Consider the following 13,923-nt stretch of genomic DNA (forward strand, 5'->3'; position numbering starts at 1 on the left):
TCATTCGCCGGTGGGCTCGATGTGTTCGGCACCGAGGACGGAGAGTCGGTATTCCTGTGCGTCCTGCTCGGTTTCGAAATCTTTCTCTTCGAGGAGATTCCGGTCGGCGTCGAGGTATCGGTAAGTAGTCATTCCTCCACCGTGTCACTGATGAACGATTCGTGCTCGGATACCGGTTCGATTTCGTCGACGGCTATTTGAATCAGCCTTCCGTAGCGCCGGATCAGATCCTCCGACGACAGTGAATCCTCACCGAGGAGTTCGAGCGTCCGCATGCCGGTGGCCAGTCCGAGCAGCAGTGAGACGACGATCTGGCTGCGTACCAAACCGGGCTCCGTGTCGCCGATGCGGCGCGCGATCCCGTGAACGTATCGTTGCTTGATCTCGGCCCGAGCGGCGTCCGGATCTGGCGCCTCGTGAACGTGTACTGCGAGCATTGCCCACGGATCGGTTTCATCGGATTCTCTACGAGCGACAAGTTTCTCGACCAGTTGACAGCCGATGTCTCCGGTGGCGTCGGCATTCGGATCCTCGTCCATCGGAGGTGCGGACGGGATCGCAGCCGAGTACAGCCGAGCTTTGCTGCCGTAGATCTTCATGACCAGGGCAGGCGAGTAGCCGGCTGCGACCGCGATGTCCTTGATGGTCGTCGATGCGTAACCTCGTTCCGCGAACAAGGCTTTCGCTGCTGTGAGGATGCTGGCTTCGCCGCTGCTCATGTCGCTCGCCTCCACCTCGAAACCCGATCGCCATGCGTTCGGTTGCTCATACTGGCGTTCATACTGTCGTCAACGGCTCGGCATCGACGGGTACGTCGAAATCGACGACGGTGGACTGCGCGATGACCGCTATCTGACGAGCCAATGTGCCGTGTCCGCTCTCGGTCAGCGCGGTCAGGATGTACCGGCCGGATGTGGGAAGTGCGATTCCGTAGTGCCCGGTTCCGTCGGTGACCGTGGATGCGACGAATTCGCCGGTCGGTTTCGTGAGTGTGACGACGGTTCCCGAGGTTGTTCGGCCGCCGACTCCGACCTTGCCGGAGATGGTGAGGCGGTCACCGAGTTCGACGGTGTGCGTCGATTGCGCGCTGTCGAAGCTGATTACCTGCGATCTCGGGGACCAACCGTCGGCGCTCGTGACCACCAGGTACCGGCCGGGCCGGGGTAGGGCGAGGGAGAAGTTGCCTTCGTTGTCGGCGCGACTCCAGTCAATCGGTCGACCCTCCATGTCCATCACGGTGACAACGGCCTGCCGGATCGGTCGGCTGTCGGTCCGGATCACACGACCGGCAACCACAATTTCCGTTTCGGACACGGCGGCGTCGGGAAGCTCGAACCCTTCCGGGGTCACCGGGCGAAGTGCCGCTTCCGGTTTTGCGCCGCGGCGAGGAATGAACGCAGCGGCAGCGGCAGCAGCCACGGCGGCGAGGGCGGCCAGCCAGAAGATGTTCTTGAAGGCGTCGATCGACGGAAGGCCCTCGCCCGGCCCGGACGGGATGACCATCGAAGTGAGCATGGCGGCAACCACCGCGCTGGACGTGGAAGTACCGACTGAGCGGAGCAGCGAATTGAGGCCGTTTGCCGACGCGGTTTCGGTAATCGGAACCGATCGCATGATCAGCATCGGCATCGCGGAGTAGGCGATTGCGGTTCCGATGCTGACCACCGCCGCGCTGATGATGATCAGTGCTATCGAACCGGTCAGGAACACTCGCGCGATGTAGGCGAGCGCGAGCACCGTGCCGCCGACGATCAGGGTGATCTTGGCTCCGAATCGCTTCGTGATGTTCGCGGAGACGGGCGCGAAGAAGACCATCGCGAGGCCTGCCGGAATCATGCACAGTCCGGCCGCCATCACGCCCAGTTCGAAGCCGTAGCCGGAGATCTTCGGCATCTGAAGTTGTTGGGTGGTGGAGAGGTTGTTCGCGTACATCGAGAAGCCGACGAGGATCGAGGCGACGTTGGTCAGCAGAACAGGCCGCTTGGCCGACGTTCGTAGATCGACCATCGGCTGGGTGACGCGGAGTTCGTAAGGGAACCACAATGCGAGAGTCACGATTCCGATGACGAACATCAGCAATGTCAGTTCGCTCGTCCATCCCCAACGGGCGCCCTTGGAGATGGCGAGGAGGATCGCCGTGAGTGCTGTCGAGAGCATGACCGCGCCCAGGAAGTCGAATTTGCCGCGGGTACGAACGCTTGATTCCGGGACGACGACGGCTACCGCGATGATCAGCAGGACGCCCACGATCGCCGAGAGCCAGAAGATGGCGGGCCAGCCCAGATGCTCGAAGATCAACCCGGACAGCGGGAGCCCGAGTGCGCTGCCGATTCCGAGAGTGGCACTCATCAACGCTGTTGCCGACGCCACCTTCTCCTTGGGCAGTTCGTCGCGCATGATGCTGATTCCGACGGGGATCATCGAGATCGCGAAGCCCTGGAGACCACGTCCGATCAGCAGGGCGACAAAGTTGCCGCCGATCGCCGCGACCAGTGATCCGACCACGATCATCGTCATCGAGATCAGCATCATGCGTCGTTTTCCGAACATGTCTGCCAGGCGGGAGACGATCGGAGTGGCGACGGCACTCGTGAGGAGCGTGACGGTGACGAGCCAGGAGGCGTCGTCAGCGCTGACGCCGAGGATCTTCGGGAAATCGGGCAACAACGGAATGACCATCGTTTGTTGCAGCGCGACCACGGTGCCGGAAAGACAGAGAATTGCGGTAACGAGCCGACTTGAACGGCGAGTGGTCGGAGACGAGTGCAATGCCAAGAGACGGTCCTTCACGCGGCGATGGTGAACGGGAATTCACCCATGAGTGAACCACTGTTCACCCGTCGGTGTCACCTTCGGTGAATATGCGATTTCTCACGACGGCAACTCGCCCCAGGGTTTCCGAGTCGGCATGGCGGGAACAACGTCAGTGGTTGGTCTGCGCCTGCGCGAGCGGGCAGCGAGGAGGAGTGATGCATGCCGAAGTGGGTGACCGTCTCCACGTCCAGGGGCGCGTGGTGGGGCAGGCGGAGGTAACTGCCGAGGTTCTCGAGGTGCACGGCGAGGACGGCGGTCCTCCCTATCTGGTCAGGTACGACAACGGCCACGAGGCGTTGGTGTTTCCCGGTAGCGATGGCTGGATAGACCACCCCGGAAAAGGCTCCTGAGCTGCACGATTCTTTCCATGCACGGTCGTTGCATCGAATGCGGCTAAAGTGTGCGCAATGGAGGGCAGACGCCAGTACCACTCCCGCGTGCGTGAAGCTTCCGCGCAGCGAACGCGTGAACTCATTCGTGATGCGGCGACGGCCTTGTTTGTTCGAGACGGGTATGTCAGTGCCACCGTCAAGCAGATTGCCGCCTCGGCCGGCGTCGCCGATCGGACGGTGTTCACAGCCTTCCCTGGCGGGAAACTCGAGATCTTCGAAGCGGCCCTCGCTGCGGCGCTCGATGCCGAAGAGGTTCCACTCGGCGCGCCGAACCTGGCCTCGGACCCCGATGACGTTCGCCGGATCGTCTCCCAGATCGTGGCTCAGGGCATCGGACTGCTCGAACGTGCCGGCGCTCTGATGATGGTCGCGGTCGAATCCTCGGGTGCGGATGCCGACATGCGTCGACTATCCGAGGAGTCGTCGGATCAGTCGGCCGTCAATGCGATGTCGATAGCCGAGGGTCTCTCCGAGCATGGCTTGTTGAGGCCTGAGATTTCGCTCGAGAAAGCTGCGGGCATACTTGCCGCTTTCGTCTCGCCTCAGCTTCATCAGCAATTGCGTCGGGTCAGTGGATGGGACGTCGATGCGTACCGAGGATGGCTCGAGTTCAACATTCGCCAGAATCTAATGTACTAATTGGTCTGTTTTCGTTAGCATGGCGAGGGTTTTTTATTCTCGGGAGGAATCGCCAGCGTGCCCTATGCCTTGTTCGGCCTCATCACGATGTTGCTGTGGATTTTCTGCATCGTCGACGCCATCACGAGAGATGACGCCTACATCCAGTACCTACCCAAGGTTGTCTGGATTCTGATCATCATCTTCCTTCCCACCTTAGGGTCCGTTCTGTGGCTGGTGGTCGGGCGCGGACAGAACGCGCCCCGCGGATACGTCGGCCCAACCGGTTACGGCGAATACGAGCGCCCGGGACGTGCCGTTGCGCAGGATCCGGCGGCGGACGAAGCCTTCTTGCGTCAGTGCCGCGAACGGGCGGAAGAGCAGCGTCGAATTGCCAAGCAGCAGCGCCGCGACGGCGACGCTGATCGGATGTGAGTTATCGGTAGGCCGTGAGTCGGTCCAACACGAGCCGAAGCGGCGGCCACGACGATCGGCCGCGACGCGTCACCGCATAGGCAGTGAGGATGACGGGCGGATCGACGAGTGGTTCGACGCGCACGCCTTCGCGAGTCTTGCGTTCGAGCGGCATCAGCCCCACGCCGTAACCACTGAGGATCAAGAGTTCGACCAAGTCGAGACTGTCGATCTGGTGAGTGATCCGAGGGGTGAACCCGGCCAGCGACGCGAGGGTTCGCACAGCGCGCTCGTCTGCCGTGTTGCGTGAGTTCACTATCCATGACGTGTCGGCGAAGGCGCGGAGATCGATTCCGGATTCTGTGGACTTGTCGGGAGCTCTGGCGTCGTCGGGAACACACAGTCCCCAGGGCGTCGACCAGAGCGGAATTGCTTCGAGTAGTGGGCTCGGCGACGCGGGGGCAAGGTTGTAGTCGTACGTCAGTGCGAGGTCTAGATCGTCGCGTTCGAGGAGTGCAAAAGCCTCGACGGGTTCGTATTCGTAGATCATCACGTCCACCTGCGGGTGACTGCGTTGCAGGCTTCGAGCGACGGGGAGCATCGCGGTTCTGATCGCAGTTGCGAATCCGCCGACTCGCAGGGTCCCCACCGGTTCCGCGTCCGGATCGAGGTCCAGGCGAGCTGCATCGACGGCTGCCAGGATGGTGACGGCATGATCGGCCAGTCGTTGACCGGCCGGCGTCAGCCGCACCCGGCGACCGTCGGGCTCGATCAGTGCGGTACCGGTCTCCGCGGTCAAGGCCGCGAGTTGTTGGGACACTGTCGACGTCGTGAGGTTGTGCGCTTCGGCGACCGCACGCATCGAACCCAAGCGGGAGAGTTCGAGGAGGAGATGGAGTCGACGGGTTTCCATCCTTCGATCATTCACTAATCGTGAACATAATGTAGGTCAAAATCGCGTGGACACGAACGGTTGGCCTCCCGTTCAATTCAGCTATGGATACGAAAGCGCGGGCCGGAGTGGGCCTGGCTGTTTTGGCGATGTTGTGCGTGCAGCTCGGGCTCGCCGTGTCGGTGGGCCTGATCGATCAGCTCGGCGCAGACGGAGCGGCGTGGCTACGACTCGCCTGGGCAGGCATCATTCTTCTGATCATCGTCAGGCCCCGCCCTTCGGCGTTCACTCGCAAGGCGTTTCTGGCTTGCGTGGTTCTGGGTGTGGTCACCGCAGGCATGACGCTCCTGTTCATGGCAGCGGTGGAGCGCCTTCCGCTGGGAACAGCAAGCGCATTGGAATTCTTGGGTCCGCTGACGGTTGCTTTGCTCCGGGGGCGTGGCCGCGTTCTGTGGCCGATTCTGGCAGGCGTGGGCGTCGTGCTTCTCACCGAACCGTGGGCCGGGACAGTCGATCTGGTCGGTGTGGCGTACGCACTCGGTGCGGCGCTCTGCTGGGCGATGTACATTTTGCTCACCCAGCGCGTCGGCGACGAGGTTGCCGGTATCAACGGGCTGGCGGTGTCGATGGCGGTAGCCGGGTTGGCCGCGACAATTGCCGTAGGCCACTCGGCTATCGGGCGGCTGACTCCGCATCTGATTCTCGTGGGCCTCGGACTCGCGATCTTGCTGCCCGTCGTGCCGTTCGTTCTGGAGATGGTCTCGTTGCGAAGGCTGTCCACGGCGGCGTTCGGCACGCTGATGAGTCTCGAGCCTGCTTTCGCGCAGCTTATCGGTCTGGTTGTGCTGCAACAGGTTCCGAGTGTTCTGGCCGTGGCAGGTATCGCGTGCGTCGTCGTCGCAGGGATCGGCGCGGCCCGCGGTGGTGCTCGAGGTGGCGCCCGGAAGCCGACTGAGCCACCCTCCGATTCCGAGCGAACGTACCTTTCGGCGCCTTCATGAGACCGAGAGTGCCGTTCGCTCAGGTCGCGTTCGCTCAGTGCGAGTGCGCCGCGGCGATTGCTCCGTCGAACACGTCGGCGACCTCGCCGAGGGAATCGAGAATCGGCTGACCGGATCGTTCGACGCGAGCCCGCACCAGCGAGCCCTCGAGCGCGGACACTGCCAGGACGGCAAGCCGTTCCGCTCGCGCACGTCCGACCCCGGACGCGATCAGTGTGTCGCGCAGTAGCGAAGTCCACTGTCGATACACCGCCTGTCCGGCGGCTGTCACGCTCTCCGAATCGGGGGCAAGTTCCAACAACACCGTCGTGATCGGCGAGCCTTCGTGGAAATCCGAATCGCTCACCCATCCGGCGAGCAACCGCGCGTACTCGCGCAGCAGCGACCCGGCGTCCGATTGGCTGTCGGCGAGTTCGGTCAGGGTGTCGGTGACCAACTGCCCGCCGACGCGGACGACCTCTTCGCCGATCTGCTCTTTGCCGCCGGGAAAGTAGTGGTAGAGCGAACCTTTCGGCGCCCCGCTCGACTTGAGGATCTCGTTGAGGCCCGTTGCCGCATACCCCTGGCGGCGAAACAGATCGGCCGCAGCTCGTACGAGTGCTTCGCGGTGTTTCGGGGGAGTCGCCACGAGTTGGAGCTTAAACACCCCAGCGATCCACCACAATCTATGTAGACTGGTCTACATGGGAAATTCTGAAATGCTCGAACAGTTGCGCGCGGTCAACGCCTCGGCGGCCTTCAACCGGTGGGCCGGATTCGAAGTCACGGAGGCCGAACCGGGTCGCGTTTGTCTGCGGCTCGAATGGCGTGAGGATCTGGGCCAGTACTCGGGACACCTGCACGCTGCGCTCGTGGCGGGACTCGTCGACACCGCGTGCGGATTTGCTGCTTTCACCCAGGTAGGTGTCGTGGCGGCGTCCAACTGCGCGGTCAATTTCGTGAGTCCGGGCGTCGGAACCGCATTTGTCGCTACGGCGCGCTCGGTCAAGGCCGGGCGCAAGCAGGTGTTCGTCACTGCCGAGGTACATGCCGAACGCGAAGGCGAATCGGTGCTCGTCGCGTTCGGCACCACCCTGTTGGTTCCACTCGCCCCTAAGGCCTAGGCAAGACAGAGCTGAAGGTCACGGAACGAGGATGAACTTTCCCGCGGGGTGCGAACTCTGCAACTCGGTGTGAGCGAGTGCCACGTCCGCTAGCGGGAAGGTCTTGGCGATCTTCACGAGGAGGTGTCCGGAACCGGCTTGTTCGACAAGTTCGGATCGTGCCTTCAAACGCGCTTCCGCACTTGCCGGATTGCCTCCGCCGACGGAAGCGAAGCCGTCGGTCTGGGCGCGTCCGAACGCGACGATGGTGACGATGCGACTCTTGTCGGTGACCAAAGCCAGAGATGCATCGACGGCTTCGTCCGTTCCGGCGGTGTCGAACGCCGCATCGACGCCGTTCGGCGCGAGTTCACGGACACGCGCTTCGAGGCCGTGGCCGTAGAGCACAGGCGTGGCGCCGAGCGAGCGCACGTAATCCTGATTCGAGGCTCCCGCAGTGCCGATCACCGTAGCTCCGCGACCAACTGCCAGCTGAACAGCGATCGCGCCGACGCCGCCGGACGCGCCGTGGATGAGAACGGTGTCGCCGGAACCGACCCGAATGGTGTCGAGGGCGTCGACTGCAGTTCCGCCGACCAGAAGGAGGCCGGCTGCCTGTTCCCAGCTGATGCCTGCGGGCTTCGCGGTGACAGAGGAGACCGGCACGACTACTTGTTCGGAGTAGAGGCCGTTGCCGGGGCTGACGATCACTTCGTCGCCGACGTTCACATTTGTGACGCCGTCGCCGACAGCCGAGACGACGCCCGCTGCCTCGCCGCCGAGGCGGATGGGAAGTTTCTCGGGGTCGGTGCCGAAAGCGCCGCTGTAGAGCTTGAAGTCGAAGGGATTGACGCCGATCGCCTTCACGTCGACCAGGACTTCACCTGATTTCGGTGCCGGTAAATCGACGTCCACCAGCTTCAGGACCTCGGGCGTGCCGTACGTCAGCGCTACAACAGTTTTGGTCATGTCTCGCGCAACCGTCCTCGGGGAAACGATATTCCCCGAGGACGGGAAAAACTCGAGAAGATTCGATCAGCGGATCAGGGTGCCCAGATCGAGCGGCATCGCGATGCCGGTGATGTGATGGGCCTCGTCGGAACCGAGGAACGCGACGGCGGCGGCGATGTCCTCCGGCTGGCTGACCGGGTCGGGCAAGGTCTGCATGAAGATCGGACCGAGTGTGTGGGCGTTGGCGTCGATGAGCGGCCGCATGTCCGTCATCTGCATTCCGGTTTCCACGCCGTGTGGGTGGATGGTGTTGACCCGAATGTTGTACTGCCCCAACTCCGAGGCCATCGTCTTGGCCAGACCGGTGATGCCGTGTTTGCTCGCGACGTAATGGCCGAGGAAGGGGAGGCCGCGCAGGCCGGCGACGGAGCTGGTGAAGATGATCGAGCCACCGGTGCCTTGCTTGATCAGGTGCGGGATCGCTGCCTTGGCGGTGTGGAAGACGCCGGTCAGGTTGACGTCGAGCGTTTCCTGCCACTGCTCGGGCGTGATTTCCCAGGACATGTTGGCAGAACAGATTCCGGCGTTCGCGACGACGACGTCAAGTCGCCCCAATTCGTCGATGCCGGCCGCGAGCGCCGCGGACAGCGCAGAGAAGTCGCGAACGTCGGTCTTGGTAGCGACAATTCGACGGTCCAGGGCCTTGACCATTTCGACTGTCTCGGCCAGGTCGTCGTCGGTGGCGCCGGCATACGAGGTGGATTCGAATTGAACACACGCGTCGACGGCGATGATGTCTGCGCCCTCTTCTGCCAGCCGGACAGCTTCGGCGCGCCCCTGACCACGGGCGGCTCCGGTGATGAAGGCAACTTTTCCGGTGAATCGACTGGCGGCCATGCTCAAACCTCCGACTAGTGGTGATGATCTGCTCTTCGGAAGTTAGCGCGACGAAGTTCTTTTCGGGGGTGAATGCCCAGTCAGCGGAAACCGCTCAGCGCACCCTGGTCAACAGGGCACATGGCCCGGCAGCGAAGATGTCCCGCGCATCCGAAGACAAGACGGGTTGTCCGCTCAGTGCGTCGACCCATTCGCCATCTGGCAGGTCCACTCGCGTATCTCTCCAACCGTGCGACGAGAGTCTGAGCGAATGTCGCGTCGCCAGAGCAACGACCATAGGCGGATCACCTGCCGGGCCGCGCGAGAAGCCGACCAGATGACCGGATCCGGAACCTGAAGCGAAGACCGGCCGGTACTCACCGTGATCGAACCACGAGGGGTTCTCCCGCCGCAGTGTCAGTGCCGTGCGAACGAGGTGCAACTTTGCGGTTCCTGTTGCGTCGATCGGCGCGGCGCCGGAATCGAGCAGTGATCGCCTCGTTCCGTAGTCGACAAGCCGCCGGTTGTCCGGATCGACCAACGAGTCCTCCCACAGCTCAGTGCCCTGGTAGACGTCGGGAACGCCGGGCCCGAGAAGTTGGAGCAGCTTTTGGCCCAGAGAGTCCGACCAGCCGTGACGCGCGATCCGGCCGACGAATTCGCTGACCGAATCACCGACCGGGCCGTCGATCACCTCGTCGATCCAGCGGTGCACTGCAGACTCGAAGTCGACGTCCGGATCGTTCCAGGAAGTTCTGGCGCCGGACTCGCGGACGGCTTTCTCCGCATAGGCGTGCAAACGCTCGCGCAGCTCTGGAACCGAGGCTGCCGAGCGGCCGTCCGCCGGCCACACACCGATGATGTTCTGCCACAAGAACAATCCGGTAAGCGGATCAGGGCTGGGGCACACGTCTTCCCACTCGCGAATCAGCCGGGCCCACAGCGTCGGCACCTGAGACACAACACCGATCCGTGCCCGCACGTCCTCGCCGCGTTTGGTGTCGTGAGTGGACAGACTCGTCATCGCGCGCGGCCACCGCTTCGCTCGGTCCGCGTTGTGGAGATGGAATTCGGCGACGGAGACGGCAAGCGATGCCGGGTTGCCGCCGACTTCCTGACGTGAGACCAGGCGCGCCGTCCGATAGAAGAGTCGATCTTCGACGGACTTGGCCATGACAGCGCCACACACCTGCTGGAAGCGAACTGAGGCTTCACCGCTGTTCACCAGGGATTGCGCCAACACGTTGAACGATGGTTCATGTCCGGGAGCCAATTCGTGCATGTCGCCGACGATCCGAGCGGCCAAACCGGCGAGGGGACTGTAGTCGGATCGGTACACCGGCATCCGAGCGATCGCGACGACAACTGCGTCGTTCAGTTCGATCTCACTGCAACGACTTCCGGTTTCGCGTCGGATTGCACGCACGAGCCTGCGAACCTCCGGTGCAAGGTCACCGCGCCCGGTGTCGCGTTTGAACTGACGTTCGGTGTGATGCAACCATGCACTGTCCCCGTCGTCGCCGGTCAGATCTGCCGAGAGTTCGGTCAATTCGAGTTCGGCGGCGGGATCGACGAAAATGCCGCCCAGCTGATTGAGGGCGTCGTATCCGGTGGTGCCGTCGATCGGGAGCATCGGATCGAGTGGTTCCGTATGGCCGAGGATCTTTTCGATCACGAGCCACTGATCTGGTCCGATCAGTTCTCGCAGGCGCCCGAGATATTCCGCCGGATTCGCGAGTCCGTCCGGATGATCGATGCGAACGCCGTCGATCAGTCCTTCGTCGACCCACGACTTCACTTGCCGATGGCAGAGTTCGAAGACTTGGGGGTCCTCCTGGCGCAGCGCAGCGAGTTCGTTGACGGCAAAGAACCGTCGGTAATTGACGATCCCGGCGTTCCACGGTACGAGTCGGTACGACTGCCTGGAGTGCACCTCCTGTGGAGATCCGAATTCAGTACCGGCAGCGATGGGGAAGCGGTGCTCGTAGAACGCGAGAAGTGTTTCCTCGCCATCTTTCTCGACAGTCAGTGCGTCGAGATCGTCCGGGCTGCCCAGTACCGGGAGTGAGAGTTTGCCGTCGGCGCCGTTGGCTCCGTTGTCCTCGGCCCAATCGACGTCGAAGAAATGCGCGTACTCCGACGACTGCCCGTGCGTGAGAACGTCCCACCACCAAGCATTTTCGCGAGGTTTGGCGACACCGACATGGTTGGGGACCAGATCGACGATCAGGCCCATCCCACGTGATCGAACGGCGCGCGAGAGCTCCACCAGGGCCTCGCGGCCACCAAGTCCTTCGGACACGGTTGTCGGATCGGTGACGTCGTAGCCGTGCGTCGATCCGGACGTCGCAGTGAGGATGGGGGAGAGATAGAGATGTGAGACCCCCAATGCCTCGAAGTAGTCCACCTGTGCGGCCGCATCACGAAGAGTGAATGCATCCGGTCGCAACTGCAGTCGGTAGGTGCTGGTTATCGGGGCCATGTGCACGTCTCCCTCAAGCGGTTCTGCGAAGTACCGTCAATGCTCGCGCTTTTACATCCAATGTTGTTCCGGCTTTGATCACGGTATCGCTCTCACCGGTGGGGACCGAGGTGTCCAGTACGACGGTCCACTCCGACGCGTAGTCCGCGTTGGGGGTGGAGAATTCGAGATCTTCGTAGTGGGCGTTGAAGCAGAGAAGGAACGAATCTCCCGTGACGCGCTCGCCGCGGTAGTTCGGTTCCGGGATCGCGTCACCGTTGAGAAAGACAGCCAACGACTTGCCGAAACCGCTGTCCCAGTCGGCCGGAGTCATCTCTTCGCCAGACGGCGTGAGCCAGGCGATGTCGCGACTCTGGTCGCCGCTTCGAATAGGTCGCCCCTCGAAGAATCGACGACGCCGGAAGACCGGGTTCTTGGCGCGCAAGGCAATTGCGCGCTTGGTGAACTCGACGAGGTCGGCGTTGGTTTCCGCGAGAGTCCAATCCATCCATGACAGTTCCGAATCCTGGCAGTAAACGTTGTTGTTACCCTGCTGAGTTCGGCCCATCTCGTCGCCGTGAGCAAGCATCGGGGTGCCCTGGCTGAGCATCAGCGTAGCCAGTATGTTTCGGCTCTGACGTCCACGCAGTTCGAGGATTTCCGGGTCGTCGGTGGGGCCTTCGACCCCGCAGTTCCACGATCGGTTGTGCGATTCGCCGTCGTTGTTGTTCTCACCGTTGGCTTCGTTGTGCTTCTCGTTGTACGAGACGAGGTCGTGCAGGGTGAAACCGTCGTGAGCGATGACGAAGTTGATGCTCGCGCCAGGGCGACGTCCGGTGGCCTCGTAGAGATCAGAGGATCCGGTGAGACGGGAGGCGAACTCCCCCAGCGTTGCCGGCTCACCACGCCAGTAGTCGCGGACGGTGTCGCGGTATTTGCCGTTCCATTCGGTCCACAGGCCGGGGAAGTTGCCGACCTGGTAACCGCCTTCGCCGACGTCCCACGGTTCGGCGATCAGCTTCACCTGACTGACGATCGGATCCTGTTGCACGAGATCGAAGAAGGCCGAAAGGCGGTCCACGTCGTGCAGTTCACGGGCGAGTGTCGAGGCGAGGTCGAAGCGGAAACCGTCGACGTGCATCTCCGTGACCCAGTACCGCAGAGAGTCCATGATCAATTGCAGCGTATGCGGATGACGGGCGTTGAGGCTGTTGCCCGTTCCGGTGTAGTCCATGTAGTGCTCTTCGTCGCCGTCGACCAGGCGGTAGTAGGCGGCATTGTCGATTCCGCGGAAGCTGATGGTCGGCCCCATGTGATTGCCCTCGGCGGTGTGGTTGTAGACCACGTCGAGGATCACTTCGATACCCGCCTGGTGGAAGCTGCGCACCATGGCTTTGAATTCCGCTACGGCCGCATCGGGTTTCGTGGCCGAGGAGTAGTCGGTGTGTGGAGCGAGAAAGCCGAAGGTGTTGTAACCCCAGTAGTTTCGCAGACCTTGGTCGAGAAGCACCTGATCGTGCATGAACTGGTGGACCGGCATCAGTTCGATCGCCGTGACACCCAGATCGGTGAGGTGCTCGATGATCACCGGATGAGCGAGCCCCGCGTACGTGCCGCGCAATTCCTCCGGAACTCCGGGATGCGTCGCGGTCATACCCTTGACGTGCGCTTCGTAGATGACCGTCTCGTGATATGGACGCTTCGGCGAGTGGTCGGACGCCCAATCGAAGAACGGGTTGATGACGACGGTCGACATCGTATGGCCGAGCGAATCATGTTGGGGGAAAGGGATGGTGGCGGGTTCGTCGACGAGTGGTTCCGGCTCGAAGGGTTCGGGCTCGAGGATCTCGTCCGATTCCTGATCGCCCGTGGGCGAGTCGTCTTCGAGGCCCACCTCGTCCGATTCGGCTTCCGAACTCGTTTCGTCGGTAGCCTCTTGCGGCTCCACGGCGGGAGATTCGTCGTCTCCTGAAGGTTCGGGGTCCGCCGCCGATTCGACGTCGTACGAGAACAGCGAACGGTCTCCGTCGAAGTCTCCGTCGAACGCTTTTCCGTACGGGTCCAGCAGGAGCTTGCTCGGATCGCATCGCAGACCCGCAGCCGGATCGTACGGCCCGTGTACGCGGTAGCCGTATCGCTGGCCGGGGGATACCGACGGAAGGTACGCATGCCAGACGTAACCGTCGACCTCGTCCATCCGAATGCGGGTTTCGGTTCCGTCCTTGGCGATCAGGCACAGCTCGACGGCCTCGGCGACCTCGGAGAAGAGCGAGAAATTGGTCCCCGCGCCGTCGTAGGTGGCACCGAGTGGGTACGCACTGCCAGGCCATACCGGGATGGGAGTGGCTGAGGTCTCGCTCGGCGGTTGATCCATGAATCAGACCCTATCGGGTGCAGCCGATCGAATCTCGTCGACTGTCTA

The 13,923-nt window shown here is 62.5% G+C and carries 14 protein-coding genes; 5 read left to right on the forward strand and 9 right to left on the reverse strand.

Annotated features, from left to right (window positions below):
• From YH3_RS37185 to YH3_RS24645, 3 genes are read right to left on the reverse strand one after another with little or no spacing between them, the layout of a single operon-like run.
• Nucleotides 1-132, reverse strand: coding sequence for a hypothetical protein (locus tag YH3_RS37185; RefSeq protein ID WP_256519392.1), 132 nt, complete (start codon nt 130-132; stop codon nt 1-3).
• Complete coding sequence (locus YH3_RS24640) at nt 129-719, reverse strand: TetR/AcrR family transcriptional regulator (protein WP_064444271.1); 591 nt, start codon at nt 717-719, stop codon at nt 129-131. Before YH3_RS24640 ends, YH3_RS37185 begins: the two co-directional genes overlap by 4 nt.
• A gap of 58 nt (nt 720-777) precedes the next feature.
• Nucleotides 778-2,790, reverse strand: a complete 2,013-nt coding sequence (locus tag YH3_RS24645; RefSeq protein WP_064444156.1) for an MFS transporter — start codon at nt 2,788-2,790, stop codon at nt 778-780.
• 179 nt (nt 2,791-2,969) lie between these two features.
• On the opposite strand from YH3_RS24645, the gene YH3_RS24650 reads away from it, so the two are divergent.
• Genes YH3_RS24650 through YH3_RS24660 form a run of 3 tightly spaced genes read left to right on the forward strand, consistent with a single transcriptional unit; the run spans nt 2,970 to nt 4,259 of the window.
• Nucleotides 2,970-3,164, forward strand: coding sequence for a DUF1918 domain-containing protein (locus YH3_RS24650; RefSeq protein ID WP_003941743.1), 195 nt, complete (start codon nt 2,970-2,972; stop codon nt 3,162-3,164).
• Between the two features lie 57 nt (nt 3,165-3,221).
• Nucleotides 3,222-3,845: a TetR/AcrR family transcriptional regulator gene (locus YH3_RS24655; RefSeq protein WP_030537114.1), complete on the forward strand. Its 624-nt coding sequence runs from the start codon at nt 3,222-3,224 to the stop codon at nt 3,843-3,845.
• A 57-nt stretch (nt 3,846-3,902) separates the two neighbouring features.
• A complete protein-coding gene (locus YH3_RS24660; protein WP_003941757.1) occupies nt 3,903-4,259 on the forward strand; it encodes a PLD nuclease N-terminal domain-containing protein in 357 nt (118 codons plus the stop codon).
• A 1-nt stretch (nt 4,260) separates the two neighbouring features.
• Here the strand turns inward: YH3_RS24660 and YH3_RS24665 are convergent, their stop codons facing one another.
• Nucleotides 4,261-5,151, reverse strand: a complete 891-nt coding sequence (locus YH3_RS24665) for a LysR family transcriptional regulator (protein WP_064444157.1) — start codon at nt 5,149-5,151, stop codon at nt 4,261-4,263.
• An 83-nt stretch (nt 5,152-5,234) separates the two neighbouring features.
• On the opposite strand from YH3_RS24665, the gene YH3_RS24670 reads away from it, so the two are divergent.
• The gene (locus YH3_RS24670) at nt 5,235-6,131 is read left to right on the forward strand and encodes a DMT family transporter (RefSeq protein ID WP_064444158.1); all 897 of its coding nucleotides are present in this window, start codon (nt 5,235-5,237) and stop codon (nt 6,129-6,131) included.
• Between the two features lie 34 nt (nt 6,132-6,165).
• On the opposite strand, the gene YH3_RS24675 is transcribed toward YH3_RS24670, so the two are convergent.
• Nucleotides 6,166-6,759, reverse strand: a complete 594-nt coding sequence (locus YH3_RS24675; RefSeq protein WP_003941729.1) for a TetR/AcrR family transcriptional regulator — start codon at nt 6,757-6,759, stop codon at nt 6,166-6,168.
• A 55-nt stretch (nt 6,760-6,814) separates the two neighbouring features.
• Between YH3_RS24675 and YH3_RS24680 the strand changes: the two genes are divergently transcribed.
• Nucleotides 6,815-7,234, forward strand: a complete 420-nt coding sequence (locus YH3_RS24680; RefSeq protein ID WP_230587613.1) for a PaaI family thioesterase — start codon at nt 6,815-6,817, stop codon at nt 7,232-7,234.
• An 18-nt stretch (nt 7,235-7,252) separates the two neighbouring features.
• On the opposite strand, the gene YH3_RS24685 is transcribed toward YH3_RS24680, so the two are convergent.
• The 4 genes from YH3_RS24685 to glgX form a co-directional block, all read right to left on the reverse strand.
• On the reverse strand, nt 7,253-8,182 hold the full coding sequence (locus YH3_RS24685) for an NADP-dependent oxidoreductase (protein ID WP_064444159.1): 930 nt from the start codon (nt 8,180-8,182) through the stop codon (nt 7,253-7,255).
• A 66-nt stretch (nt 8,183-8,248) separates the two neighbouring features.
• A complete protein-coding gene (locus tag YH3_RS24690; RefSeq protein ID WP_047270120.1) occupies nt 8,249-9,061 on the reverse strand; it encodes a mycofactocin-coupled SDR family oxidoreductase in 813 nt (270 codons plus the stop codon).
• A gap of 94 nt (nt 9,062-9,155) precedes the next feature.
• Nucleotides 9,156-11,522 (reverse strand): malto-oligosyltrehalose synthase, encoded by a 2,367-nt coding sequence (gene treY, locus YH3_RS24695; RefSeq protein ID WP_064444160.1) that lies wholly within the window; start codon nt 11,520-11,522, stop codon nt 9,156-9,158.
• 13 nt (nt 11,523-11,535) lie between these two features.
• Nucleotides 11,536-13,875, reverse strand: a complete 2,340-nt coding sequence (gene glgX, locus YH3_RS24700; RefSeq protein WP_003941662.1) for a glycogen debranching protein GlgX — start codon at nt 13,873-13,875, stop codon at nt 11,536-11,538.
• Nucleotides 13,876-13,923 lie beyond the last annotated feature (48 nt).

This window comes from Rhodococcus sp. YH3-3, assembly GCF_001653035.1.
In the GTDB taxonomy this organism is placed as follows: Bacteria; Actinomycetota; Actinomycetes; order Mycobacteriales; family Mycobacteriaceae; genus Rhodococcus_F; species Rhodococcus_F qingshengii.

What these genes read in the sequence shown, in the direction of transcription:
- YH3_RS37185 (WP_256519392.1), bottom strand. Translation starts at nt 132, where the DNA reads ATGACTACTTACCGATACCTCGACGCCGACCGGAATCTCCTCGAAGAG.
- YH3_RS24640 (WP_064444271.1), bottom strand. Translation starts at nt 719, where the DNA reads ATGAGCAGCGGCGAAGCCAGCATCCTCACAGCAGCGAAAGCCTTGTTC.
- YH3_RS24650 (WP_003941743.1), top strand. Translation starts at nt 2,970, where the DNA reads ATGCATGCCGAAGTGGGTGACCGTCTCCACGTCCAGGGGCGCGTGGTG.
- YH3_RS24655 (WP_030537114.1), top strand. Translation starts at nt 3,222, where the DNA reads ATGGAGGGCAGACGCCAGTACCACTCCCGCGTGCGTGAAGCTTCCGCG.
- YH3_RS24665 (WP_064444157.1), bottom strand. Translation starts at nt 5,151, where the DNA reads ATGGAAACCCGTCGACTCCATCTCCTCCTCGAACTCTCCCGCTTGGGT.
- YH3_RS24670 (WP_064444158.1), top strand. Translation starts at nt 5,235, where the DNA reads ATGGATACGAAAGCGCGGGCCGGAGTGGGCCTGGCTGTTTTGGCGATG.
- YH3_RS24680 (WP_230587613.1), top strand. Translation starts at nt 6,815, where the DNA reads ATGGGAAATTCTGAAATGCTCGAACAGTTGCGCGCGGTCAACGCCTCG.
- YH3_RS24685 (WP_064444159.1), bottom strand. Translation starts at nt 8,182, where the DNA reads ATGACCAAAACTGTTGTAGCGCTGACGTACGGCACGCCCGAGGTCCTG.
- YH3_RS24690 (WP_047270120.1), bottom strand. Translation starts at nt 9,061, where the DNA reads ATGGCCGCCAGTCGATTCACCGGAAAAGTTGCCTTCATCACCGGAGCC.
- treY (WP_064444160.1), bottom strand. Translation starts at nt 11,522, where the DNA reads ATGGCCCCGATAACCAGCACCTACCGACTGCAGTTGCGACCGGATGCA.
- glgX (WP_003941662.1), bottom strand. Translation starts at nt 13,875, where the DNA reads ATGGATCAACCGCCGAGCGAGACCTCAGCCACTCCCATCCCGGTATGG.